18 protein-coding genes and 1 pseudogene are annotated in these 26,367 nt (G+C 40.1%); 5 read left to right on the forward strand and 14 right to left on the reverse strand.

The window, feature by feature from the left end; all coding sequences use genetic code 11:
- Window positions 1-73 precede the first annotated feature (73 nt).
- From AC0L6H_RS18635 to AC0L6H_RS18660, 6 genes are all read right to left on the reverse strand, one after another.
- Window positions 74-898, reverse strand: a complete 825-nt coding sequence (locus AC0L6H_RS18635; RefSeq protein WP_473390748.1) for a GAF domain-containing protein — start codon at window positions 896-898, stop codon at window positions 74-76.
- Between the two features lie 26 nt (window positions 899-924).
- Window positions 925-1,791: a DUF6689 family protein gene (locus AC0L6H_RS18640; protein WP_473390749.1), complete on the reverse strand. Its 867-nt coding sequence runs from the start codon at window positions 1,789-1,791 to the stop codon at window positions 925-927.
- A gap of 64 nt (window positions 1,792-1,855) precedes the next feature.
- Window positions 1,856-4,336, reverse strand: coding sequence for a S8 family peptidase (locus AC0L6H_RS18645; RefSeq protein ID WP_473390751.1), 2,481 nt, complete (start codon window positions 4,334-4,336; stop codon window positions 1,856-1,858).
- Between the two features lie 194 nt (window positions 4,337-4,530).
- Window positions 4,531-5,049 carry a CC0125/CC1285 family lipoprotein gene (locus tag AC0L6H_RS18650; RefSeq protein ID WP_473390752.1) on the reverse strand — a complete coding sequence of 173 codons (519 nt, stop codon included), beginning with the start codon at window positions 5,047-5,049 and terminating at the stop codon, window positions 4,531-4,533.
- Between the two features lie 13 nt (window positions 5,050-5,062).
- The gene (locus AC0L6H_RS18655) at window positions 5,063-5,809 is read right to left on the reverse strand and encodes an anti-sigma factor family protein (RefSeq protein ID WP_473390753.1); all 747 of its coding nucleotides are present in this window, start codon (window positions 5,807-5,809) and stop codon (window positions 5,063-5,065) included.
- Entirely contained in the window at window positions 5,809-6,294 is a 486-nt protein-coding gene (locus tag AC0L6H_RS18660) for an RNA polymerase sigma factor (protein ID WP_473390755.1), read from the reverse strand. Before AC0L6H_RS18660 ends, AC0L6H_RS18655 begins: the two co-directional genes overlap by 1 nt.
- A gap of 139 nt (window positions 6,295-6,433) precedes the next feature.
- Here AC0L6H_RS18660 and AC0L6H_RS18665 point away from each other — a divergent pair, with 139 nt between their 5' ends.
- Entirely contained in the window at window positions 6,434-7,729 is a 1,296-nt protein-coding gene (locus AC0L6H_RS18665; protein ID WP_473390756.1) for a S8 family serine peptidase, read from the forward strand.
- On the opposite strand, the gene AC0L6H_RS18670 is transcribed toward AC0L6H_RS18665, so the two are convergent.
- Entirely contained in the window at window positions 7,726-8,664 is a 939-nt protein-coding gene (locus AC0L6H_RS18670) for an outer membrane beta-barrel protein (RefSeq protein WP_473390757.1), read from the reverse strand. The two genes, AC0L6H_RS18665 and AC0L6H_RS18670, sit on opposite strands and share 4 nt — an antisense overlap.
- Before the next feature lie 98 nt (window positions 8,665-8,762).
- Complete coding sequence (locus AC0L6H_RS18675; protein ID WP_473390758.1) at window positions 8,763-9,530, reverse strand: hypothetical protein; 768 nt, start codon at window positions 9,528-9,530, stop codon at window positions 8,763-8,765.
- Between the two features lie 748 nt (window positions 9,531-10,278).
- Here AC0L6H_RS18675 and AC0L6H_RS18680 point away from each other — a divergent pair.
- A complete protein-coding gene (locus AC0L6H_RS18680; protein ID WP_473390759.1) occupies window positions 10,279-10,773 on the forward strand; it encodes a carbohydrate binding domain-containing protein in 495 nt (164 codons plus the stop codon).
- A gap of 272 nt (window positions 10,774-11,045) precedes the next feature.
- The gene (locus AC0L6H_RS18685; protein ID WP_473390761.1) at window positions 11,046-12,794 is read left to right on the forward strand and encodes a glycoside hydrolase family 9 protein; all 1,749 of its coding nucleotides are present in this window, start codon (window positions 11,046-11,048) and stop codon (window positions 12,792-12,794) included.
- Between the two features lie 41 nt (window positions 12,795-12,835).
- Here the strand turns inward: AC0L6H_RS18685 and AC0L6H_RS18690 are convergent.
- The 6 genes and pseudogenes from AC0L6H_RS18690 to AC0L6H_RS18715 form a co-directional block, all read right to left on the reverse strand.
- Window positions 12,836-13,842, reverse strand: a pseudogene (locus AC0L6H_RS18690) (LacI family DNA-binding transcriptional regulator).
- A 207-nt stretch (window positions 13,843-14,049) separates the two neighbouring features.
- Window positions 14,050-15,684: a glycoside hydrolase family 43 protein gene (locus tag AC0L6H_RS18695; RefSeq protein ID WP_473390762.1), complete on the reverse strand. Its 1,635-nt coding sequence runs from the start codon at window positions 15,682-15,684 to the stop codon at window positions 14,050-14,052.
- Between the two features lie 73 nt (window positions 15,685-15,757).
- On the reverse strand, window positions 15,758-17,299 hold the full coding sequence (locus AC0L6H_RS18700; RefSeq protein WP_473390764.1) for a tryptophan halogenase family protein: 1,542 nt from the start codon (window positions 17,297-17,299) through the stop codon (window positions 15,758-15,760).
- 8 nt (window positions 17,300-17,307) lie between these two features.
- Window positions 17,308-18,909, reverse strand: a complete 1,602-nt coding sequence (locus AC0L6H_RS18705; protein ID WP_473390765.1) for a tryptophan 7-halogenase — start codon at window positions 18,907-18,909, stop codon at window positions 17,308-17,310.
- On the reverse strand, window positions 18,910-20,466 hold the full coding sequence (locus tag AC0L6H_RS18710) for a tryptophan halogenase family protein (protein WP_473390767.1): 1,557 nt from the start codon (window positions 20,464-20,466) through the stop codon (window positions 18,910-18,912).
- Window positions 20,467-20,568: 102 nt separating this feature from the next.
- Window positions 20,569-23,550, reverse strand: a complete 2,982-nt coding sequence (locus AC0L6H_RS18715) for a TonB-dependent receptor (protein ID WP_473390768.1) — start codon at window positions 23,548-23,550, stop codon at window positions 20,569-20,571.
- A 723-nt stretch (window positions 23,551-24,273) separates the two neighbouring features.
- On the opposite strand from AC0L6H_RS18715, the gene iscR reads away from it, so the two are divergent.
- Together iscR and sufB are read left to right on the forward strand one after the other, a co-directional pair.
- Complete coding sequence (gene iscR, locus AC0L6H_RS18720; RefSeq protein ID WP_473390769.1) at window positions 24,274-24,780, forward strand: Fe-S cluster assembly transcriptional regulator IscR; 507 nt, start codon at window positions 24,274-24,276, stop codon at window positions 24,778-24,780.
- 149 nt (window positions 24,781-24,929) lie between these two features.
- On the forward strand, window positions 24,930-26,366 hold the full coding sequence (gene sufB / locus AC0L6H_RS18725) for a Fe-S cluster assembly protein SufB (protein ID WP_473390770.1): 1,437 nt from the start codon (window positions 24,930-24,932) through the stop codon (window positions 26,364-26,366).
- Window position 26,367: the final 1 nt, after the last annotated feature.

Below are 26,367 nucleotides of genomic sequence, written 5' to 3' on the forward strand. Positions count from 1 at the left end.
ACTTAAAAGATATTATTATTATGTGTCTGGAGATAATACTACACCAAAAAAAATAACTTGCTCGAAAATAGCCTTAACTAATCAATCTTAACTTCTGCTCTATCGAATGATACAAGAGTCTTAAGGATAATTGATGAGCAAGTGATTCGACAAAAGCAATATCTGTCTGTGTAAAGTAGCGGCGACCTTCAATTGAATCAGCATATAACACGCCAATAGCCTGTTCATCTACACAGACTGGTACACACACTGCAGCTTGGATCCCGTTACGAATAACGCTACTTCGTTTTGAAAAATGAGGATCGGCGACGAGGTTGCCAATGGCCTTAGTAGTATTTTCTTCTACTGCACGCTGGATGATAGTTCGGCTGCCGGTAAAGCTATCTGCCTCCATCCATGGCTCATGGCCAATATTAATTTGAAACTCTTGGACATTCTCAAAGAGGACTAAAGCCGCTCGTTCACAATTTAAAGACTGTGTTAAACACTCCCTGGCTAGATGCACAAGAGCAAGGCTACTTTCACATTGGTCCAGCTGCGACTGATAGCGATACAGTTGTCGTTCTCGCCAAATTCGTTGACTATCTAAGCGAATAATTGATTCACTCTCTACAGGTCTTAACTGGCAAGAAACAGGCCCAATATTGAGGCTTTGTTCTTCACATATAAGCATATGTGCAACTTTTTTCCCGTTTTGAAAGCAACCCGTCGTACTTGTATCCTCAAGTTGCCACTGATTATTTGACACACCTAAAGTAGCATGACGCCTAGACACTTGAGGATGAACAATGACCACATCTGATTGCTCGTCTCGGCCTACATAATACTTTCTATTTTCATAAAGTATGTGTTCAGCGACTGTGCCGTTAGGCTGTGAGACGGCAATCTGTAAAGGCATGGTGATAGTCCTAATATGAGTGCAAACTACAAAATTCTTAGACTGTATCTAAGCGTGTAAAGTAAAGCTAATAACTCGCCTTTGGTATTAGTAATATCACCACTAGAGCGCCACACATCGGCAATATCGCTGCCAGTTGCATTTTCTAAAACGGCAATAAGGCTGTCGGCGTGATTAAGTGCTTCAGCATAATCAACACTCGTTAAAGCAAAGTTAAGGTTTCCCATATTTGTATCTATTATTGATTGTAATGGGAGACTTATACTGCCTCTATTATTATTAATTGTTTGACTGATTTTGTTTGCTTTATCACTTATGACCGCGCTTGCGGCTCTATTATCGAGTAAAATAATAAAATCTGAGAATCGGCCAGTACTGCCCCTTGCTCTAAAACTTCCAGAGGAGGTTAATGTCGTAATATCTTCAAATGCACCACCGTCGTGAGAAGTGAATAACTTCCATGGTACACTTGGCGTGTAGTGAATTGCTTTAGTATATAGTTCTATAGTCGCTACGCCTTCAAAGGCAAAGCCTTTATCCGTTTTAGGCGATACTGACACAATTACTGGAAAACCAGATACCGCGGATGTCAGCGTTGATGGTAAACGGTTCAATATCGTTAAGTCGGTAGGATCTAAAAGCTCAGCACTTATCACCAGGTTATCAGCGTTAAGGCCCACGGCATTATTAAATTCAAGCGTCAAATCTACTTCGATTGCTGAGCTTAACGAAAGTTTTGCTTTTAATTGGTTGTTATCGATTGCAATAGTCGCTGGTGAGATAACTTGAGAATGCGTAATACTGCTTATCATCAAGCTTAAAAATATAAAGCTTATTTGTATAAGTCTTGGTACGGTTAATTTCATTTCTTCACCTTGTTTATTCAGTTTCAACTGGTCACCCTTTGAACAAAACTTAACATACTATGCACTCTGCTCAAAGGGGAATATTCAGGTCTTAGTTAAAATATTGTGTAAACAACCTAGATGCCAAGACGGCATAATGTGCTCGTGTTACAACCGAATCGGGTGAAAACGATGCTGTCAAGGTTGGGCTAATATCAAAAGGACCTTGAGAAATGCCAAAGTCTACATTCACTAAAGACAACATAATGGCAACTTGAACATGTCCACGCAATTCAGCCGGGATGTCGTCTTGGTCAGACAGTAAAATTTGCGCGCCTTTATAGTCGACCACTATATCTGAGTTAGGGTCAAAACTTTCAGCCACTTCTTGCAAGCCCAACAATTGCACCATTGCATAAGCGATATCTAGTTTATTCATTTTAGCATTTGGTTTAGCTTGACCGTCAACAGGCAATAATATTGGAGCTTGTGTTCTAAAGTTATCTTTTAGCGCACCGCCGCTTACCATCGCGGACTCTATAAATGGCTTATCAAAACTTGATAACCTGTCAAAACTTGGTTTGATATCATTCAGTAAATCACGATATTGTCTAACTGCTCCTCCCATCACCGCATATTTAGCGAACTCTTTGCGTCTTAGTGCTCTATCTGGATAAAAACCGCGACTATGCAACGAATCCATTAGGCGTTCACTTATTGCAAATTCAATAGCATTTTGCTGAGGATGCCCTTCAATGTCATCAATACCTTCGTAACCACCACTTTCTTCAAACGACACAGTAACATCTAGAATTTCTGGCAAACCAGGGCCATTGGTGACTCCTAACACATCAGCTTCGACACCAGAAAGCGAAGTAAGTCCATAGGCGTAAACTCCCCAGGTACCTGGCATTGCCGGAGCGGCAGCACGTGTTCCAGTTGTTAGCACTGGCGTCGTAAGATTACCAAAATACTCTGTGCCGTCTGGTGCAACAAGTACTAGCTTTACGAGGTTAGTCGATGTATCCGCTGCTGCTTTAACTAAAACTTCATTTTCACCAACTTCAAAAGTAGCCACTTCTGGCTCGCCAACCGGTGCGTATAAAATTTCAAAGTTTTCAGTTCTGTCACTCGCCGAGACCAAGGCACTTGCGCTAAAGGATTTGTCTTCTAAATTATTAACCGTCATTCGATGATCTACATCAAAATCCAAAGCTGCGGCAACGGCAGAGCGCGCATTTACGTAACCTGCACCTACCTCCCAACGCTCAAACCCTGGCATATTTGTAGCGGTATCTTGTAAGATTTTTTTGATTGTAAGGTTATCTAACGTTGGATTTGCCTCTAACATTAAGGCGATAATACCTGATATGTGCGGAGTTGCCATTGATGTGCCAGAGATCATTGTGTAAAAAGGTAGATATTCAGTCTCAATAGCGTCAATGTCGGCATCTGCGCCATTTGCTGCGAGGTTTGTAGATGCACGTGTTGAAATAATATCAACACCTGGTGCCACAATTGACACCTCATTCTTATAAGTCCACTCGCTACCATCTGGCATTGTGAAATCACCAGTCTCTGATTTTAAACCTCGAGAAGAAAAGCCTGCAAGACGGCCGAACTTATCACCTGCTCCTACTGAAATTCCCCAAGGAATTTGTGCATAAGGGTTGTGAGTATCTTCACCTGAGCCAGAGTTGCCTGCAGCAAAAACACTAATTATACCCAATTTATGCGCTTTATAAGTCGCTAAAGAAACTGGACCGAGTGGCTCATATTTACCACTTGAGCCCCATGAATTACTAATGACTTTTATTGGATTTTCGTAGCTATAAACGTTACTGATTGCAAAATCAAATCCACCGATAGTATCCAATAGCAGCACCGCGCCGCCAGAACCATATCCGATTAGGTCGGCATCAGGGGCTGCGCCCTTATATTTATTGTTTGATAAATCGCCACTGCCAGAAATTGTGCCGGCTACGTGAGTACCATGGCCTGAATTAAGGTCGGTATTGATTTGACCAGTAAGTACGATTCCATCCGTCACGCCGGTTAAACTAAACGCAGAGGCATGAGTCAAAGCTTGCACATTCTCTACAACCGTGTCACCAAAAAATACATCTTGGTGAGAAGCGTCAATACCTGAATCAATGACCATAACAGTCGTGCCTTTACCAGTAAATTCGACACCATTTCTGTTTGCAAAGTCTGCGCCTTGAAGGTCTGCTACACCGGTGATTTCTCTGGCATCAGCGTTATAGAATTCCATTTGACGGTTGGCAAATACAGAGCGAACGCCGTCAATTTGAGCAATACTTTCTATTTGTGCTTTGGTCGCTACAACACCTATGATGGGTAGATTTTCAAATTGCACAGCTTCGCTGATACCTATGTTTAACAACTGCTGTAATTGTGTTTCTCTTAAAGGTTCAAGTTGTTCATAAGTAACGACTGCCATAGTGACATCCGAAACAGATAGCGCACTAAGTTGCTCACTCATTTGGCTACCAATATAGGCATCAGCAAGAATTTCGGCTGATGGTGTGGCTAGCATAGCTGACGCTATAACAGAAAAGGCAAAATTTTTCATGGGAATCTCCGGTTATGCCGCTGTAAAGTAATATTAATTTTAGATTGCGGCTGATTACGGAGTTATCATGACTGTTTATTTTTTAAACTCATATAGGGGTTTCTACCCAAATGATTATAAAAACCGAAAAGTAAGTAAGGAAAAAAATTGAAAAAATAGCGCTAGCAGGTTGAGACAGCTAGCGCTTGATAGATTTACTCTTCTTTAGGCTTTAGGCTTACTCTTACTTCTCTTGCATCAAAACTTTCTCTCAATGATGGTCTAGTACCTTTGCCCGTTTCGATATATACAATGCTTTCAATCTCACTACGCTCAGAGCCGCCAATAAAAACCCCAGCACGAAGTTGATTATCAGGGTAGTGAGTAGTTTGACATGTAAGCAGACCACAGTTTGTCACGCGGTTGTAACGCTTTGTCAGACTGATATTTGATGCTGGTTCAGAGCGTTCCTTATCAACAAGCGTTTCTCGATCAACGACTATAAACCAATCAAATCCATTTAACAGCGTAACTTCAGCGGCTCGCAACATGGCAAAATCTAAAGCTTTTTGTTTGTCTGAACCTTTTGCTTTGAAATGCACTCGATATTGAGTTTCACTTAACTTAGTCTCGTTGTAGCCAAAACCGTCATTTTTTGCTTGGCGGTAATCGGGCTGACTACTGCAGCCGCTTATCACGATGAAAGAAAGAATGAATAAAAAATAGTATTTCATAATATTACTCCAATTATTGTTTGTTAATGTACCAATCATTTGCAATCGCTTTTTCTTCTTCCGCTCTATTGAGCGGCGCTGAGTCAATAAGCTTATCTAGTGTTTGTTCTAGGGCTTTATCTGAACTAGCGGTTTGATATTCGCCAACTGTACCGCTTTTTCCATTGGTCCACTGTTGAGCTTCTATTTGCCAATCTTTATTTTGTGTTTTACACGCAATTATCGTGGCATTGTGCTCACTATAATCGACATCTGCTTGTCGGCAATATCGAGACTGTTTATCGATAAAGGTTAATCGTGGCGTTACGCTAACAACTGTATCGCTGAAGGTATCACCTGTTTGCTGCCCATCTAACGCCTGCACTATTGAAGCCCATTGTGTCATTTTTTGCTCGGTGGCAGTCGGTAATTGCAAGAAACTAACAACCGCAACAATTGCGACGCTTGCAGCTAATGATAGTGGCATTTTCCAAGTGCGCGAATTTGCAAGTCGCTGCGTGAATGACACAACATTATTAGAAGAATGAATTTGTTCAGATTGACTTCCTTGTTCACCAAGCAGCTTCATTATCGATTCGGGTACGGGTGCTTTTGTCGCACTTTCAGCTGCCTTTGTGACTAAAAAATCTACTTCTGCTAGTACCGCTAATTTATCAGATAGTGTTTCATCAAATGCAATTGCCTCACGCACCTCATGCATTTCTTCGGTGCTAAGCTCGCCGTCTAAAAAGGCTGATAACTTTTCATCACTTATTGTCATTATCCTGCCTCCAATGATAGATTAAGAATCCGAGACAGTTTAGTCCTTGCTCGCGCTAGACGACTCATAATGGTACCCACCGGGACAGATAAAATTTGCGATGCATCGGCGTAACTCATTCCTTGTACAGCGACCAACGCTAATGTTTCGCGCTGCTCCAAGGGTAGTTTCCCCATTGAACTGGTGACTTGTTCAAGCGTAATTTTATTATGTAATTCCATATCACCGTCGTCACGCTCTAACTGTTGCAGTTCTGGTTTTTCAGTTGCATTAACACGAGTCTTAGCGGCTCTGAACTCATCAATCCAGGCATTACGGCAGACTCTAAACGCCCAGGCAAGAACAGCAACATCTTCCGGTATTGACTTGCTAAGCAGTTTTTCAATAGTGGTTTGCGCTAAATCATCCGCATCATGCATATTCCCAGTGAGTGAAAATGCAAATTTGCGAAGAGCGGGTAAAATTTCAGTTAATTCTTGCTTCATTTCAATTCTTTCTTTATGAGTACTTGTAAAAGGATAACGGACAGCAAAAAGCTTTATTCCATTTAATTGGAATTTTTTTTAGTGGTTCGTCATTCATAAGAGCATTATCATTTATAATAAGATATCGAGCGAGGTAAGCGTGAACAAATTTATTATTTCAGGAATAACTATTTTATGCTTAAGCCCAAGTACTTTTGGGCAAGTTGCGGCAGTTAGAAATAGTGTGCAAAGTATTCCATCTATTTCTGACAATATTGTAAAACCACTAAGCAATATTGTTGATGACCTGCCTAAAGACTCACTAGAACAACTAAATAAACCAAAGACTGACATTCTCAAACTGTTACCCGAACAAACGGCGCTAGCGCTTCCACAAACCATACTGTCTATTGACGGAAAAGCGTTAGTGCAAGAAGCGATAGATGAAGATGGGAACTTAGTCGTTGAGCAAGAATGGATTTTTACAGGCGCTAAAAGTGACGAGCAGTATTTTAGGCAGGATGATATAGAGATTGTTGATGTGAAAAGGATGCCCGCGCTTGATTTGTGGATATTCAGAATCAAAGTAAATGCAGAATTAGACAGGCTAGACAAGCTAAAAAGTAACCTTCCTGAAAATTTACGCCAACAGATTGGCCGGCATCATGTATACCTCGCGCAGCATGGCAACGAAAAACCAAGTCAATCTTTAGGGCTAACTGTGCACAAAAATGTATGTGAACTACCTGTAAAAATAGGCATGGTTGACACCGCCGTTGCGTCTGATCATAAAATATTTGAACATGTTAATTTTTCACAAAAGTCATTTATACAAGCGAACGCTTTGACTACCAATATACACGGTACTGCTGTTGCTGGATTGATTGCTGAAAATTTAAGTGCTAGAAGCGATTTATTTAATGCTGCCGTTTTTTATACACGTAACAGTGTAAGTGAGGGGGCAACATTATTTTCACTTATTGAGGCCTTAAACTATTTAGCTACTCAGCAGGTTGATGTTGTCAATTTAAGTTTAGCAGGCCCAGAAAATCCCGTGCTGCATCAAATAATACAACAGCTTAATGACAAACAAATCCAAGTGGTCGCTGCAGCTGGTAATCAAGGACCTTCTGCACAAGCGGTTTTTCCTGCTGCGTATGATGAAGTACTAGCGATAAGCGCTATTGATGAAGAACAAAAGATCTATCGTTGGGCAAATCAGGGGAATTATATAGATTTTGCCGCTTTTGGGGTGTCGGTGAACACAGCTCATCCAAATATGTTGGCGCATCGTCAAACAGGAACGTCAATGGCAGCGCCTAAAGTTTCCGCGCAGTACGCATGTCATTTTGCACAAACAAAGTCTAAAGAGCATTCTCTTCGAAAATTAATAGATATAGCGGTTGATATAGGAAAACCGGGAAAAGACCCGGTATTTGGCTGGGGCGTACTTTAAAATTGGACGCGAAAACCTATTTCAGCGAGCGCTTCGTTATAATTAACTTCTGCGATGTTAGACTCAAGGTCACCATATTCTGTGCTCATTACCAAATCAAAGTCTTTTAACAACGTGTAATTCATAGCCAATTTTATAGTTTGGCGAGCATCTTCCCGCTCAAATTTAGTTTCTTCCACTTCTGAATATTGTCTACGCTCTATTTCGTAGGTCATTTTTAACGCCAAAGGCTTTGAAAATAATTGGACTGGATGGGTATATCCTAATTCAAGGCCGATACCAGAAAAATCAAACTGACGAGAATTCGTGTTTTGGTTTTGATATTTTAAACCAAACTGTAAAAACGATTGGCTATTCATAAACCAGAAGAAGTCTCCTCGAGTAGAAAGTCCGCTACTATCGCGTGTTTTAAGCTCTACTTGTTCAAACTCAGTTTCAGTGCTATCTATGCTTAACCGATAATATGCCTTGTCTAAAATGATATTAGATACAGATATTCCCGTTTGACGGTAGTTCAAAAAGTTTTCACTGCCTAAGTTCGCACTTGCAAGATAATGATGAGCACCTAATGTAGCCACAGAGGTTTTTTGGCTAAAGTTTAGACCTAAAGTTGTTGTTGCTAAATCAAAGTCCGAGAATTCACTGTAACGAGTGGTGCTATGCGAAACAAAACCGGAGGTCGTTGTTTTATCAGTAATTTTATATTCTGCTTTTAATTTAGCCGATAACTTTACAGCTTGGTCTGACGCTTCGGTATTACTGTCAATTTCTGATACATTGACGTTACTGTCATATTTTGTACCCGCATACACTTCAGCTGTTAGTAAAAGTTTTTTGTCGGGTTCGTTATTTTCTGTAGTGGTTGCTGCATTTACACTAGATAAGTAAAAAACACTTACCACTAGGACAACTGCTATCTTAAATAAAATAATCATATTGAATCTGCCTTTCAAGAATACTTGTTAAAATGAGAGGAGTAGAGAAAAATTACGGCTATCAGGAATTGCTGATAACCGCATTTTCTTTGTGGTCGTTAGAGTCCAATAACACCGCTGATATTGTTGGAGACGCTGTTTTCGACGGTGTTAGTGACGGTCGTTTCTATTTGATTTTCAATAGTATTTGACAGTTGATTTGACACTTCCTGTGTCACGGTACTTTCGGTAGCCGTTTCAATAGACTGAGCCACTGATCCATCGAGTGTCTGATTGACTTCGCTGACGTTTAGCGCATCGAATTCTAGCGAATCAAGAGAAGCCTGGTCTGCGATGCCAACTGTTTCTTCAAGCTGAATGAGATTTGCATCTACTAAATCAGAGGCTGAACTTGTTAGTGTCGCTACGTTTTCTGATTGCAGTGATAATGAGCTCTTTAGGGTATTTAGACTGTCGACGGCAGCATTAGCTTCATCACCTGAGAGCAAATTCTTCTCTTCGACTAGAGCACTGTCATTTTCACTACTTTCATCATCAGTATTAGTACCAGACTCTTCATCTGTTTCGTTTCCGCTACCGATATTTGCTTGAGATCCAAGACTCGAATCCGTACTTGTATTAGATGAAGTACCTGCCGAAGTTTCACCTGATACTTGAGAATCACCAATATCATCGTTACCTGCTGATGCCTCTGTCTCAGAGAAACTAGATGTCGTAGTAGATGATTCTGCCGAATCAGCCTTATTCACTTCTGATTTCGTTTCTGCTGTAAAAGAACTAGAAACTGAGGTTTCGACTGTTTGCGCCATCACAAGCTGTGATGCCATGCTAAGACCAAATAAAACTGCTAAATGATATGTTTTCATCCGTTTATCTCCTGTGTTTTTTCGTAAAGGACACTAGGTTGACGGATGACCCATATTAATTATTCCAATTTTTGTAAATCTTTATGATATCTCATACCCTGCCTTTCATTTTGCTAACAATTTACACATTTGCTGACGTGCTCGATGGTGTTTTAAATTTCAGTGTTTTTCTAGGTCATATAGCGCGTCAACTATCTTGACCGGTAACACTGATTAAAGATAAATCCATTACTGAGCGCTATTCGATATACCAAGAAAAAACATTGTGACTAGTTCAGATTGTTTTTTAGTCATTAACCAAAACTTTTTAATTACACCCCCCTCGCAACATTTACGCGCGCACTGGCGTAGTAACATTAGCTGTCATTTTATGGCTCAATAGTATTGTTTAGACTAAATCTCTTGGCTACAAAACGCCCAACGTTGCTAACAAATTTTTCACAAATATGGGCGCAGGTCAGAATTCCTTCTTATATTTTGCGTTAATTTGGGTTTAATTCGTGGTGTTTGTTGTGTATTCTTGGGTACATAGACGTCAATATTCGTAGTATTTGGAAGGGACTTAACTTTTTTGGAAGCGCTTACATCAGGTGGTTTATGAGATTTATAATAAAAACGTTAACTAGTTACTTTTTTTACATTGATAGTTATTGTTTATGTTCCAACAGCCAATGCTAATGACAAATCACAACAAGTGGATTTGGTTTATAGCAAATTAGTTTCGTCTTTGCCTACCCAAGGTACTTTGATGATGCGTCCGTATTCTGAAAATTTGAATGCATATGGAGATAATCAAAAAAGTAAATTTAATACTAAAAGCGATGCTATTGGGGGAGTTGCGCTTGAGGTCGATGTACGAAAAGGCAAAAACACGTGGGATGCAGGCGTAGTAAGCCCACTAGCGACTGAGATAAAAAAAGGAGACACAATTTACATAACACTCTTTGTTAAAGCTCTCACTCTTCCAAAGGAAAAGGAGTCTACAATGATAACTAATGTTGGCATTCAAAGAGCAAGTGAGCCATATGATTCAATATTAGCCAAAGATCTTGTGCTCACGCAGCAATGGCAAACTTACTCTATCGCAACAAAATCAAGAAAGAATTTTGATGCTGGCGAAGCACAATTAAGCATTCAGTTAGCAAGCGATAATCATAAAATTGCCTTCGGCCCCGCTTTCGTTATCAATTTAGGGCAAGACGTAGACTATGACAATCTACCTTACTTATATAAAAAGCTGTAGTTAACAATTAATTGACATTTATTTAGGAAATTAATAACTTGTCGTGGTGAAAACATAAAAAAGTGTCACAAAAGAGCGCAAGCATCGAGTCCATTAGTTTTAAACTGAAGCGTCCATGCTTTTTTTTACAACTCGATTTGTAAGCGCTTACATGAATGAATAATTTACGTATTAAAAGCAAACGTCAATTAAACATTCAGAAAAGCAAATAATCCGCAAAGTAAGTAGGCAAAACTATTTAAATAAAAACAATACAAGGTATGAATCAAAACATGAATATACGAAAATTGTCGGTTAAACAAGCAGGCGTTTTTATTGCGACGAGTTCAGTCATAGTGCTCGCGGCATGCAACAGCACTCAAATAACAAGCACCAATGCTCGTGTGCATGAGCTTTCAGATACTATTAAATATAATCAAGTAGGTTATTACCCAAACGCTAGCAAAATAAAAATTGTGCCTAGCCTTGAAAAGGTGAATGTAAAAGTAATTGATAACAACGGTAAAACTGTCTTAGAGTCAGAATCCTCTGCCCCTCAGTATTGGCCCTATTCCGGCGAAAGTGTTGTCAAGCTTGATTTAAGCTCCATTAAATCAATAGGAACTTACTTTCTTAAAATAGATGACTCTGCTCAAGCAATTACTTTTGAAGTAACGAGTGATCCATATAGTGACATGCATAAAGAAGGGTTGAGAGCATATTATATCAATAGAGCCGGTATAGAATTATTACCCAATAACGCGGGTGATTTTGCTAGGCCGATGGGTCATCCTGATACCGAAGTATTTATACATGAGTCTGCGTCAAGCGAAGAAAGACCAAGCAACTCAGTTATTTCCTCTCCTAAAGGTTGGTATGATGCAGGTGACTACAACAAGTATATCGTCAATTCAGGGATTTCTACTTATACATTGCTGCTAGCATACGACCACTTTACAGACTCATATAAGAAAAAGTCTCTCAACATTCCTGAGTCAAATAATAATATTCCTGATATTTTAGACGAAATAGCATGGAATGTTGAGTGGATGAGCACCATGCAAGACCCAAACGATGGCGGAGTCTATCACAAACTCACAACATTAAACTTTTCCCCCATAATGATGCCGCATGAAGGCAATGAACCGCGATATGTGGTACAAAAAACAACTTCTGCAGCGTTAAACTTTTCAGCCGTCATGGCTTACGCTAGTCGAATTTATAGTGATGTGAAACCTGATATAGCCAAGTCGTATTTGGTACAAGCGATTGATGCCTATACTTGGGCGATACAAAACCCAAATATATATTATCAACAACCTGATGATGTAAAAACGGGGGAGTATGGTGATAACGACGTGACTGACGAGTTTGCGTGGGCGTCAGCCGAGCTATTTATAGCCACTTCTGAAGGTCAGTTTTTAGATAATTTTGAAAAATTTTCATCAACACCACAAACCCCATCTTGGGCGCAATCTAGTGCACTACCTTACATATCACTTTTAACGAATGCCAAAGCAATGCTTAGCGATACGCAATACTCTCAATATAAAAAACGCCTATTAAACCTTGCTAATGACTTGGTAAATCAACATACAAATTCTGCATATGCTGTTGCTATGTCTTCTGATGATTTTGTGTGGGGTAGTAATGGCGTAGCGATGAATAAAGCTTTAGTGCTTTGGCAAGCATACAGACTAGACTCACACAACGACTACAAAGTTGCCGCAGAAGGCTTAGTTAACTATGTACTTGGCGCAAATCCTACCGGATACAGCTTCGTAACTGGCTTTGGAAAGTTTCCGCCAATGCATCCACATCACCGCCAATCAGAAGCTGACAATGTTGTTAAGCCTGTACCTGGTTTTTTAATTGGTGGTCCTCATAGCGGACAACAAGATAGCTGCGATTACCCTTCTAACTTAGCGGCGCAATCGTTTTTAGATGATTGGTGTAGCTACAGTACAAATGAAGTAACCATCAATTGGAACGCGCCATTTGTATATTCTCTTGCCCAAATGCATGACTTGCATAAAGATTAGATGCTAGTGCAAAGATAATAACTGCTAATTTCTAGCAGTTATTATCTATTCGATCCTAAGATATTTTTGACCGAATCCCTCTCTACAATTTTAGGCGAAAAGTGATTTATTAGTTTCCCTACATTCTTTTTGTATACACGCTGTAAAACACAGCGCGCTGCCATTTCACCCATACTACGAATTGGATGTTCAATTGTTGTAAGTTTGGGATAGGTATATCGAGAAAATACGACGTCATCAAAACCAAATATCGACAAATCGTCGGGTAAATTCATGCCTTTTTCCCTGGCTGATGCCATTACTGCTGTTGCCATCTCATCATTTGCACACAAAATTGCTGTGAAGGGAATATCGGATTCATAAAAATAGTTAAATGCTTCTGCGCCCCCTCTTGGAGGTAGTCGCCCTCAAATATTCGTGCTTGCTCAATGTTGATACCGTTATCAAGCAAGGCTTGTTTGTAACCTTTCAAACGCATCATAGCATCGTTTTTATTTGCGGGGCCTGACACATAAACAATTTCTCTGTGGCCTTTATCGATAAGATATTGGGTAGCGAGATATTGACCCTGTTCGTTATCTACATCAATGCAGTTATCAGCAATTTCATCAATGTATCGATTAACAATAACAACCGGTATATCACCGTTACATAATTCTATTAAATATTCATCGCTAAGGGCTTCTACTTGAATAATTAATGCGTCACAATTTCTACTTATTAAAAATTGAATACCATCTTTTTCGTGTGTTTGATCACTTGCCGTAGCGATAATATGTTTATCATATTTTCGGCATTCTATTTCAATCGCCGCCATCATGTTAGTGAAGAAAAAACCTTGTAATTCACTCACTAACACACCAACACAATCTGACCGACTGGAAGCTAAAGATTTTGCCACTGAATTAGGTTTATAGTTGAGATCAAGCATTGCTCGCTCTACTTTTTCACGCGTTTTTTGTTTGACGGCAGAACTGTGGTTAATTACTCTTGAAACGGTTGCAAGCGATACCCCTGCTAAGTTTGCAACCTCATAAATTGTTGCCATAGATTTTTCTCTAATGGTTAATTTCCACGTGCTCATCTTGATTCTACACAAGAAATATTATCGACCGCGATCTGAAAGCGGTTTCATAGTAAAGAGCTTAAGGTATATTTGCAAATGGATACCGGCATTTCCTAAGAATAATTGCACAGAATATAAATGCCCTAACGTTAGGGCCAAATATAGGTCGTGCTGATAATTCACTAATGACTATAACTCCACGTACTCAAAATAATCAAAGTCAGCGGCTAACGCTTGACCAGTCAGGTCTTGACAGGCCATACCAACAAATGCACCAGTGAAATTTGAGCCGTCACCGCCACCTGCTTCATCAGAGACAATACTCTGATCAAGGTTAACAGGTAAAGATGTCCATGTTTGTTCATCTGAAGAAAACTCAAATTGCAGAGTATGATGGTCAACCAATGCTCGAATAAACAATGTGTTTGTATTTGCTAAGATAAATCTAGAATCGGTTTTGCCAATCTCTAATTCACCTTCTCGAAGTGGGTAAGTTAACGCTTGAGATGTGTCACCCAGGCAACTCATAATATCTATAAAACGATTTCCTTGATCATCAATTGAAACGTAACAATAATGGAATTTGTGACAGTTGTAATACACAACCAGCCCAGCCATTTGTTGAAAACTAGTGGGATAAAATTCCATTGAAGTTTGTGCTCGGTATTTAAACGCCTGCTGTCTGCGAGCAACTAAAGCATGTTCATAAAGGCTACCTATTGACTCTCGACCAATTAATCGTAAAAAGCCTGGCCTTGCAGTTAAATCCATTAGCCTTTCGGGATAAGGAGTACGCAACCATTGAAAAACAATCGGTAATGTATTGTCGTCAAAATCATAGCGAATAGGCTCTTTAGGCCATGGATACTCTTTCAGTGAAGGAGCCGGTACTTCATAACTGGGTAAACCGTCAGTAATGGCTCCTTCAACCCGCAGCCAATCATCATCTGTCCAATAGGTTTTTTGTATGCCAGTTTCTCGGCCTAATGGGCATCTTCTTTCACCAGCTAGCGGCCGACCACACAAATGTACTAAGTATGTTTGCCCATCAGTCGTTTCAACTAAATCTCCGTGTCCTGAGCGTTGTAAGCGTAAATGTTGGTTGTCTTTTGCAGTTAACAAATATCCATACGGATCCACTTCATATGGACCATCAATGCGCTTTGATCGTGCCATTGTCATAGCATGCGTATAAAACGTGCCCCCTTCTGCTGTCAGTAAATAGTAATATCCGTTTCTTTTAAACAAATGTGGCGCTTCTGTGAGGCCTAAACTCGTACCTTTAAATATGTTTTTGACTTCACCAATGAGCTTTTGCTGCTTTGGGCAATATTCTTGCAGCAGTATTCCACCAAATTGATTATGTTTATGGCGATGATCCCATACCATGTTAACAAACCACATCTTTTTATCATCATCATGAAACAAGGACGGGTCAAAACCACTAGAGTTCATATAAATTGGATCAGACCAAGTTCCATCAATAGTTTCACAACTAGTATAATAATTATGGGCATCTTTAAAGTTACCTTGAAATCGCTTCACGTCAGTATAAATAAGATGAAATCGACCATTGCTGTAACTTAAACAAGGCGCCCATATTCCGCATGAATCTGGCGCACCACGCATATCAAGCAAAGCTTCTCTATCCAGAGGACGTTTAACAAGTTGCCAATTTTTCAAATCTTTAGAATGGTGTATTTGCACACCCGGATACCATTCAAATGTAGAGGTAGCAATATAATAATCATCCCCTACTGCAACGATACTTGGATCAGGGTTAAAGCCCGGTAAAATTGGGTTTTGAATCATTGGTTGTGTCATTAGCATTTATTCCAAAAATAAGTACTGGGCACTAACAAAGCGCTGCGTGAATCGCGGTGGTTTTTTACTAAGATTAACTAGCTTTACAATGTTGATTAATAAACTCAGCATGTGTAGGCATACTATCAGCGCACCTGTCTATTACAGCGCTTATTTTTAGTAAATGTTCATGTAATCGACTCGACTCCCTCGCATCAGGTAAAGGATGGCAACCCTTGGCGTGGAAGTTTTGTCCTTCCATCACAGCTAACCAACTTGGGATACCAAACAACTCTTCATTGTCTCTAAAAATATGTCCACTACTGCGATATAGGTCTAGTTTACTTTGCAGAAAATCGGGAATTGGCATATTTTGACAGTAGGTCCAAAATTCAGAATCGGTGCGTTGATTAAGCTTGTAGTGAAGTATGAGAAAGTCGCGAATACGTTCATATTCCCATTTAGACTCGTCGTTAAAGCGGTTAACAATCGCGTCATTGAAATCTTTATCTGGAAATAAGCTAATTAGCCTAGCAATGGCTGATTGAATTAAATGAATACTGGTACTTTCCAACGGTTCCATAAAGCCACCTGACAAACCAATGGCAAGACAATTTTTGTTCCACGTTTTTTTACGCCTACCCGTTTGGAATTTTAAAACTTTAGGCTCAGCAAGTAACTCCCCATCAAGGTTATTAAGCAAAATTGAAGTGGCTTCATCAACACTCATGTATTGGCTACTAAATACGTGTCCGTTTCCGGTCCTATGTTGCAATGGTATACGCCATTGCCAGCCTGCCTTTCTCGCTGTTGAGCGCGTATAAGGTAAAGGTGCTTCATTTGCTGCGCAAGGCGCTGCTACTGCGCGGTCACACGGTAGCCAATGCGTCCAGTCTTCATATCCAGTATTTAAAGCCCCTTCTATTAACAAGCCTCTAAATCCTGAGCAATCAATAAAAAAGTCAGCGTGATATTGAAGAGGTTCTGCCATATCACCCGATACATTTTCCATCATGACTGAATCAATATAACCGGTATCTTGATTTACTTGAACGGAGCTAATTTTACCTTCTATCCTTTCCACGCCCCGACTTTCTGCAAACTTCCGCAAAAACTTAGCATACAAGCCAGAATCAAATTGAAACGCATAATTAAGTGACGCCATGGGAGAGTTTTGAATATTTACGGGCCGACTAAAACGCTCTTTTTTTGCGGCAATAATAGCTAATGAATAATCTGAAAGCTTAGTTTCAATACCTTCATTTCTGAGTTTTAGCCAATAGTGATGAAACGGTATATTATCGGCCATAGGCGAGCCATACACGCCAAATGGATGAATATAACTGTCACCAAGTTTACCCCAGTCTTTAAATTCAATACCTAACTTAAATGTGCCTTTTGTTTCGCGTACAAACTCGTTTTCATCAATGCCTAGCAATTGATTGAAGGTACGAATAAAAGGAATGGTTGCTTCACCCACCCCTACTGTACCAATCTCTTGTGACTCAATAAGTCTTATTTTACGGCCTTTGCTAGCAAAGTTTTTCGCTAAAGCCGCTGCCACCATCCAGCCCGCGGTTCCACCACCGACAATTAGAATATCGCGGACTTGATTATCATTTTTTGATGCGTTCATAAATCTAACTACCTATTGTTTCTTCTCACACAATGTTGACGCAAATATTGTGCATGAGTGGGTGCGCGACTACTTATATCTTTAATGGTTTCAATAATGTTGCTTATTGCATTTATGCTTCTTTCATTACTAGCAGGTGGCATATCCAATAACACGTCATAATTTTTTGGATGCATCCCTAGGCCGAGCAATAACGACACCCATGTTGAACTAGAAAATGTTTCTCTTTCATAAAAGGGTATTCGCCCGCAGTCCTCAAATAAACTAAATTTTTGTGTAAGTGATTCGGGCAATGTCACCGTTTGCATGGCTTGCCAAAATGAACTGCATTGTTTATTGGCTTGTTTTGCTGGTATAGCAAAATGTGCCCCGTGATAATCCAAAATACGCGCATATTCTTCGCTACATAAATTATTATATTCATCGCGACTAAAGTTCTCTGCAGACATGCCTAACGATGTATCAGGAAATAAATCAATTAAGCGTAATACCGCAGATTGTACCAGATGAAAATCGCTCACAGCCAGTCTGTCTAAACTGCCCGCAGCACTTCCCATAGATATACAATTTCCGCTAAAAAATTGCTTTCTGCGTCCAATTCTCTGTTTTTGTATGCGGCATTCACCAAGGATATTTGTATCTTTGAGATAGTTAACTTCAAATTCTCTTAGTGCTTGATCATCATTTATATATTTACTTGAGAAGAAGAACTCTTTTACCGTTCCATTTTGTAGTACAAAACTGCGTTCCCAACCATTATTATGTAATGACATGTTTGTCGATGCTTGTAATTGTAAATCTAGTTCTGTTTTACAAGTCACAAAACGATCACATGGTAAATATTCACTCCAATCTTCAAAATCAACGTTTAGTGCCTTGCCAATTAACTCACCATCGTTGGTGCAATCAATAAATATTTCAGATCTTACTTTGTTGCCATCGCTTAAACTTATTTGTTCAATATGTGTAGAAGCTTGACCATTGTCATTTTCAATAGATTTCAGTTTTACATTTTCTATATTACTAGAAATAAACTTTACACCTAGCTTAGTTGCATAATCCTGCATACCTTTGGCATAGGAGATTGCATCAACGTGCATTGCATAGCTAAAAGGTAATGCTGAGTGCATTGGGTCAGGTTTTGTAAACTTGCCGTCTCGCGCCATGACTGCAGGTAATGAGAAACAGGTAAAATCATAGTTTTTATTGCTCTGGCGAAGTTTGGTCAGGTGATGAACAAAAGCACTTGAATCAATCATACTTCCATAACTACTCAACGAGTGATAAAAAGAGGAATGCTTATTTTTTGTATTATTGTTTGATGCTCCACTACATGACCAATTTTTATATTGCGATGCCAATTTATAGGTTGCGCTGGTCACCGCCATCATCTGATGCTCTTTTAAACCCAAAAAACGATGAAAATAATGAAGCGCACTAAGTGATGCTTCACCATAAACTGATCTATCTTCCTGCTCAGTATTTACCGCTATAATATTTACATTTTGCCGCATAAATTTGCGGCTGAGCGCGGCCGCGACTGTCGCTACATGCAGGCTCTTGCCCAAAATACAAATGTTTTGAATAGGACGTCGATCATGCTTTGTCACTTAAGTATCTCTTCCACATAAGCTCATACTAGCTGGAGGCGGAGTTTGACTAAGGCTGATATCGCAATGCTTAGCTAAACTTGTAGCATGATCATTCATACCGGCTACTGCATAAGAGATATTACTTTTGAGCTGTTTAAAGAACTTATCAACTTTTTCTTGAGGTTGAGAATCAACATTCCAATCGTAATGGCTAGGTATCACCCCCTGCCCCAGATAAACAGCTAACCAACTTGCCTTTAAAAATAAGCCTTCTGTATATTGTACAACGTGCCCACGTTCTCTAAATAATGACATTTTATGATGTAGTCCATCTGGTAGTTTCATCGTGCGTACGTCATTCCAAAAATCAGTGTCGTTTCGCCTTGTGGCATTATAATGTAGCACTAAAAAATCGCGTAAACGTTCAAACTCTAAGCTCATCATGCGATTGTATTCTGTGCTTTTTACTTCATCACAACTTTTGTCGGGGAAAAACTCTAACAGTTTCATAATACCTAGTTGAATAAGATGAATACTCGTACTTTCTAAGGGTTCTAAAAACCCGCCTGATAAACCAATTGCCACGCAGTTTTTATTCCATGCTTTTTTACGCCTTCCGGTGGTGAAACGTAGAAAGTTTGGATCACCTGTCGGTTTTGCATCTAGGCCTTGAAGTAAGACATCTAATGCAGTCGCATCATCCATATATGAACTAGAATAAATATGACCATTACCCACTCTATTTTGAAGCGGGATACGCCACTGCCATCCAGCATCACGAGCAGTGGCTTTAGTGTAAGGTAAAGGCGCACTAATTGTTTCACAAGGAATTGCAATAGCACGGTCACAAGGTAGCCAATGCCGCCAATCATCGTAACCGGTTTTAAGCGTTTGCTCGATTAGCAATCCTCTAAAACCAGAGCAATCAATAAATAGGTCGCCTTCAATTGTCTGGCCACTTTCTAAGGTCACAGACGATATGAATCCCGTTTTTTCATCTTGCTTTACATGTTTCACTAATCCTTCAGTACGGACCACACCTTTTTCTTCAGAGTATTCTCGCAAAAACTTGGCAAAAAGGCCTGCATCCAAATGAAAAGCATAAGAAAACGTAGATAAAATAGATTGCTCATCAGTACTTGGGTAATCAAATTTGCCCAATTTTGATGCAACGACAGGCAGTGAATAATCTCCAATATCTGTCTTGTCACCGGCTTGTCGCTGTTTCACCCAGTAATGATGAAAATCCACGCCATTAATACTTTGTCCGAAATCGCCAAATGGGTGCAAATAGCTTTCGCCTACTTGTCCCCAGTTGATAAATTCAATGCCCGTTTTGTAAGTTGCATTTGTACGCCGCATGAACTCTTGCTCATCAATACCAAGACGCTTTATAAAAAACCGCAAATGAGGAAGGGTCGCTTCACCAACACCCACTGTGCCAATTTGCTCTGACTCAACTAGTGATATAGAAACTTGTGTTTTGTCTAATAATGATGAAAGTGCCGCGGCAGTCATCCAACCGGCTGTTCCTCCGCCAACTATCACTATTTTTTTGATGGAATTACTTTGCATAAACTTCTTATTCTGGACTCTTAGGTAATTATGCAGCCAAAAACAAATAAGCTGTAGGTGCAATAAACATAGCACCTACAGCTAGGTTTGAGAAGGGAGTGTTTAGAATCGACCTCTCATTATTAATGAGAATCTTCGGTCATTGGTAAATGACGATCTGACAACAGTTGTCCCTTCTTGATTAACTTGCATCCGAGTATTGGACTCAGACTTGGTTAGATTTTGCCCTTGAATACCCACTTCTATATTGTCTGTAATGCTATAAAAAGCAGAGCCGTCAAGCTGTCCGCGTGCCTCGTTAAAAATAGGTACGCCCAAGTTAGTCTGACGAATAGTCAATAAATAGTCTGAACGATAGTTATAAGCTAAACGAGCAGAAATAACATCATCCTCATACAAACCAACAATGTTGTAAGTCGTTTCAGACAGGCCTTGCAGTGGCAAGTTATCAAAGGGTAAGGCAGCTCGAGCAACATCATCATCTCCACCTGATTGTACCGGTCGAGTGTTTTGATTTGGCACGCCACTTTCACTTAAGAAAGTAGCATTAAACTGCAGGCCTAAGTTGCTAAATAAACCTGGCAGTTCATCGAAGAATTGTTGATAACCAATTTCCAATCCTTGTAACTTTCCACTACCAATATTAATTGTGGTGCTGACTTCAACAGGCAGTGTTGCCCCATTGTTGGTCACCTGTTGTGTAAACGTATCGTTAGCAAAGAAGCCATCAATATCCTTTTGGAATATGCCTACTGTTAATGAATCTCCTTCATCGAAGTACCATTCTAGTGAAAGGTCAAGGTCGATAGACTCCATCGGGTCTAAGAAAGGGTTACCACTACGACGCTGAATTTCGTCTATTACCACAGGCGACATAGCGTCATCAGGGTCAACATCACGCGTTAATGAGGTGTAATTGTAGTTATATCTTAAATTTCCGGTATCTGCGAAGGCAACCGATTTAGATGCAGCAAATCTAATAAGTAAGTCATCACCTAATAAGTATTTGAGGTTAAGGCTGGGTAGTACAGTATTGTAACTATTGTCCGTTGACCTAGTAAAACTTGTATCGTTAAAAAACGCTGCTTCATCTGGCGTTAAGATTATGTTGTCCGACAATTGTGCTGGGAAGTTTTCACCACCATCCACTGATGTATCAACTTTTACATATCTTAAGCCAACGTTACCTGATAAACGAGACTCGCCACCAAAATTTAACTTAGCATAAAAAGCGGTATTCTCTTCTACCACTCGATTTAATTCACCGGGTAAGTAGATTGAACCATCTTCTACGCCGCCTCTTGTGCCCAAACTTGGGAATCCAAAACTAGATAAGTTTTCTAAGAAGGCGTCATAGCTTTGAACTGCATCAAATGAAACAAATAAGCTGTTAACCGGGTTACCCGCATTCCCATTATGGAAGCCAGGATAGCCAAATTGTTCAAAACCTGGACTAGCAACTGTTTCACCTGTTGGCATAAATGCGGTATCGCCATTCCACGATGGCTGAATTCTGTCTCCATTAAAGTCAACCCAGCCGCCAGACCATTCTGCAGATAAGTTTTGCCAGTTATATGTTGACCAACGCGTTGTTTGGTCACGCTCTGCATAACGAGCACCTACCTCAATTGAGTCTAGCATCTCATGCTCTAGTTCATAATCCACGTCAAATTGGTATGCACTTTGGTCGCCTTCAGATTCTTCTACGTGATCCATTGCGGCGCGATGGAAAAAGTTTTTAGGATCTGAAAAAAACTCAGCATCGCTTACACCAGAACCTGCAGGTGCTCTGAAGCCAACTACTGGCGTATCTCCAGATGCCCCCACTTCTAGATCGATACCGCCAAATCGAGGAATTATGCCACCAAATATTGATAAGTCGACGACGTCAGTTGTGGCATCAACAAATTGAACGTCAAATTCAAGTGTTAAACGGTCTGTTGGCTTATAAGCAACGTTGAAGGTAAATTCTTCTAATTGTTCATCACTTGAACTTTTACGAGTCTGCGGACCCAAACCATCTTGAATCCCCTGAAGCGTGCCCCCGGTAAATGACTCGTCTCCAAACGTAACGTCATCGCCTAAACTTGAGTAAGCTTGATCATCAGAAAAGAAAGCGTGCTCTGACCATCTAGTTCCTGAGTCTGAAAGTATATATTCAAAAGTAGACACAAAGGTTTCGTCTGTATTTTGATACTGCAAAGTAAAGGATGCAGCTTCACGTTCTCGATCGGTCGTGGTTGAGCGTACACCGGCGTTTATTGGCGTCCATCGGTCTTGGCCAACACCTGCAGCATCAGCGACTAAATTATGCTGTCCAAGCTCTGCACCATCGGCTCTAAATGTCAGGTCTACCGAGCTATAACTAACTAGTACACCTACCTCACCACCTGAAACGTCGAATACATCCGAATATAAACCAGAAAAGCCATAAGTTGGTTCTTTTGATAGATTCCCCTCACTAGCTTGCAATTCAAAATTAAGAATTCGAGATGAAGAATCAAAAGGTTTCCGAGTATTTAAGTTAATGGTACCTGCAATACCACCTTCAATCATATCTGCGGTTTGGTTTTTGAAAATTTCAACACTGCCTAGTAACTGAGGCGATATATCATCAAAACCTAAGCCATTTGAAGAATCGGCTGCTACGCTGTCGCGTCCGTTAATACCGGTGCGAGTTTGAGGAAGGCCTCGAAGTGTAGCGTCACTGCCTTCTGTTGAGAAATGGTCAGGATCATCTGGTGCTGCAAAACGTTCAATAGTAATACCCGGTACACGTTGCAAAGCTTCAACTACACTGGCATCAGGAAGCGCCCCTAAGTCTGTAGCAGAAATTGCGTCAAGGAAAGTATCAGCATTACGTTTAAGTTCTTGGGCAGCAGTCAAACTTTGTCGTTGCCCTCTAACATTAATAACCTCTGTAGGCTCTTCTTCAGCTGCTTGTTCTGCTGCCTCCTGAGAGTAAACATATAGAGGAGTTTGCGCCATTGCTGCACTTATACCCACCGCTACCATAGTTTTTTTGAATCGCATCCATTGGGGATGTTGTTGCTCGAAGGCTATATTTTGTTTGCTCTTTTTCATTCGACTTCCTTTAACGTGTGTTCTTTGTATGTGCTAACTTCTTGAAAGAACCAAGAACCGATAACGTATTAATAATCTTTTATAGAATTACGTTCTTTTTAGTTCTCGATCGTATGAAATATCGACTGTACACCCTAATCACAAATCGAAATTTCAACTATTACTCAACTCAAGTTTTTGGCTGCTCTGCAATGTTAATATAACGTTAACTAACTAATAGACTCATTGCGAAAAAGCGTTTAAACCTTACAATTTTTAACAAATGGTAGCGCTTACATATCAAATGGTAGCGCTTACATTACATATTATTAACATTCGCTGTGGGACTTTACAAGCAAAATAAAGGAAGTTAGTTCATAAATTTATAAGCTTTTTATTATTTATAATCTACTTAGTGAGCAATTTTGAATCTAAATACTCAATGAAACATGCACTTATGGGATTTTTTAATATATTAATTTTCTAAGTTTTGAAAATAAGCACTTTTATGGACTGCTATCTAATTGTTCATTTCAGACTTTTTTATCTGCCTATAAAAGATTGCTTTTGTTAAACAATGTAACGGCGAAATCAACACTTTCACTAGCAATTACTTTATGTTGGAAACAACACACTACAAAAAAACACGTTTATTTCAATACTTGACTAATTTAGTGGGATAAATACTTGACCATTTTAGTGGGGTATGAAACCATTCACTCCTGTTTTTGTAAAGGGAATACTATGAAGCTTACATCTAGAGGCCGGTATGCGGTAACTGCTATGCTCGATTTAGCCTTCCATTGTAAAAATGGTCCTGTATCATTAGCCGCGATTTCTAAGCGCCAAGATATTTCTTTGTCGTATTTAGAGCAGTTATTTGCGCAATTAAGACGCACTAAGCTTGTCGCAAGCGTGCGTGGTCCGGGCGGAGGCTACACTTTAAATAGAAAGCCTGAGATGTTGTCGGTAGGCGAAATAATAGAAGCCGTTAACGAAAGTGTTGATGCCACTAAATGTAACGGTAAATCAGACTGCCAAGCCGGTGAGAAATGCATAACACATAGCCTGTGGCAAAACCTAAGCGACCGTATTAGTGATTTTTTAAATCAAATTTCACTGCAAGAATTAATGCAAAAGCGCGACGTAAAACAAGTTGTTGGCCGCCAAAACTGTTTAAACACGACTTCGACCGACAGCAACATAAATATATTACAAATGCTTGGCACTAGCGAGAACTCGCTACCATAAAGCATTAATCATTGTCACTTGTCTTTGCAAGTGAGCAGGCTACCAAAACTGTAATCTGCATAAATGTAGGGCAAAAACGAAATTAGCGGTAATCACATCAAGCGTGTTTACCTCGCCAAATTAACGAAAGCGAATAGTGGGATCAAAAAATGAGTGAACAGATTGAACAAGCACTAGATAGAAAATATGAGGCTGGTTTTTATTCTGAAATTGAGTCGGATACTTTTGAAAGCGGTTTAAACGAATCCATTATACGACGTATCTCCGAGATGAAAAAAGAACCACAGTGGATGCTCGACTGGCGTTTAAAGGCCTACCAAACATTTTTAAAAATGGAAGAACCAGAGTGGGCGCATGTGCACTACCCTGAAATAGATTTTCAGGCAATCTCTTATTATTCGGCGCCAAAAAGCATGGCAGACAAACCTCAGTCACTCGACGAGGTTGACCCAGAGCTGCTACGTACCTACGAAAAATTAGGTATTCCACTACATGAGCAAGAGATGCTTGCGGGTGTGGCAATGGACGTCGTATTTGATTCAGTATCAGTCGTCACGACTTTTAGAGAAAAATTAGAAGAAGCAGGCGTGATATTTTGCTCTATTTCTGAAGCTGTGCACAGATTCCCAGACCTCGTCAAAAAACACCTTGGCTCAGTTGTGCCAAGAGCAGACAATTATTATGCCGCACTCAATAGCGCAGTTTTCACCGATGGCTCTTTTGTTTACATTCCAAAAGGCGTGCGTTGCCCAATGGAGTTGTCGACTTATTTCCGTATCAATGAAATGAATACCGGCCAATTTGAGCGCACACTCATTGTGGCCGAAGAAGGCAGTCATGTAAGCTATTTAGAAGGCTGTACTGCGCCGCAGCGTGATGAAAATCAATTGCATGCGGCAGTGGTCGAGTTGGTAGCAATGGATGATGCAACAATCAAATATTCTACCGTGCAAAATTGGTATCCAGGTGATGAAAACGGCAAAGGCGGTATTTATAACTTTGTGACCAAACGCGGTATCTGCCACACCAATGCAAAAATTTCGTGGACGCAAGTTGAAACCGGCTCTGCGGTAACCTGGAAGTATCCAAGCTGTATTTTAAAAGGTGACAACAGCGTAGGCGAGTTTTACTCAGTCGCCCTTACCCGCGGTATGCAACAGGCCGACACTGGCACCAAAATGATTCATTTAGGTAAAAACACCCGCTCTACCATTATTTCTAAAGGGATCTCAGCAGGTAAAAGTAATAATGCTTATCGCGGGTTGGTCAAAATGGGACCGAAAGCCGATGGTGCACGTAACTTTACCGAGTGTGACTCATTACTAATTGGTGATAAGTGCGGCGCACATACCTTCCCATATATTGAAAGCCGTAATCCAAGCGCGATTGTTGAGCATGAAGCAACAACGTCTAAAGTCAGCGATGAGCAACTGTTTTTGTGTCAACAACGCGGGCTTAATCCTGAAAAAGCAGTCTCGATGATTGTGAATGGATTTTGTAAAGAAGTATTCAAAGAACTGCCGATGGAGTTTGCCGTCGAAGCAGGTAAATTGCTAGAAATTAGCTTAGAAGGATCAGTAGGATAAT

This window comes from Glaciecola sp. G7-5, from assembly GCF_055808975.1.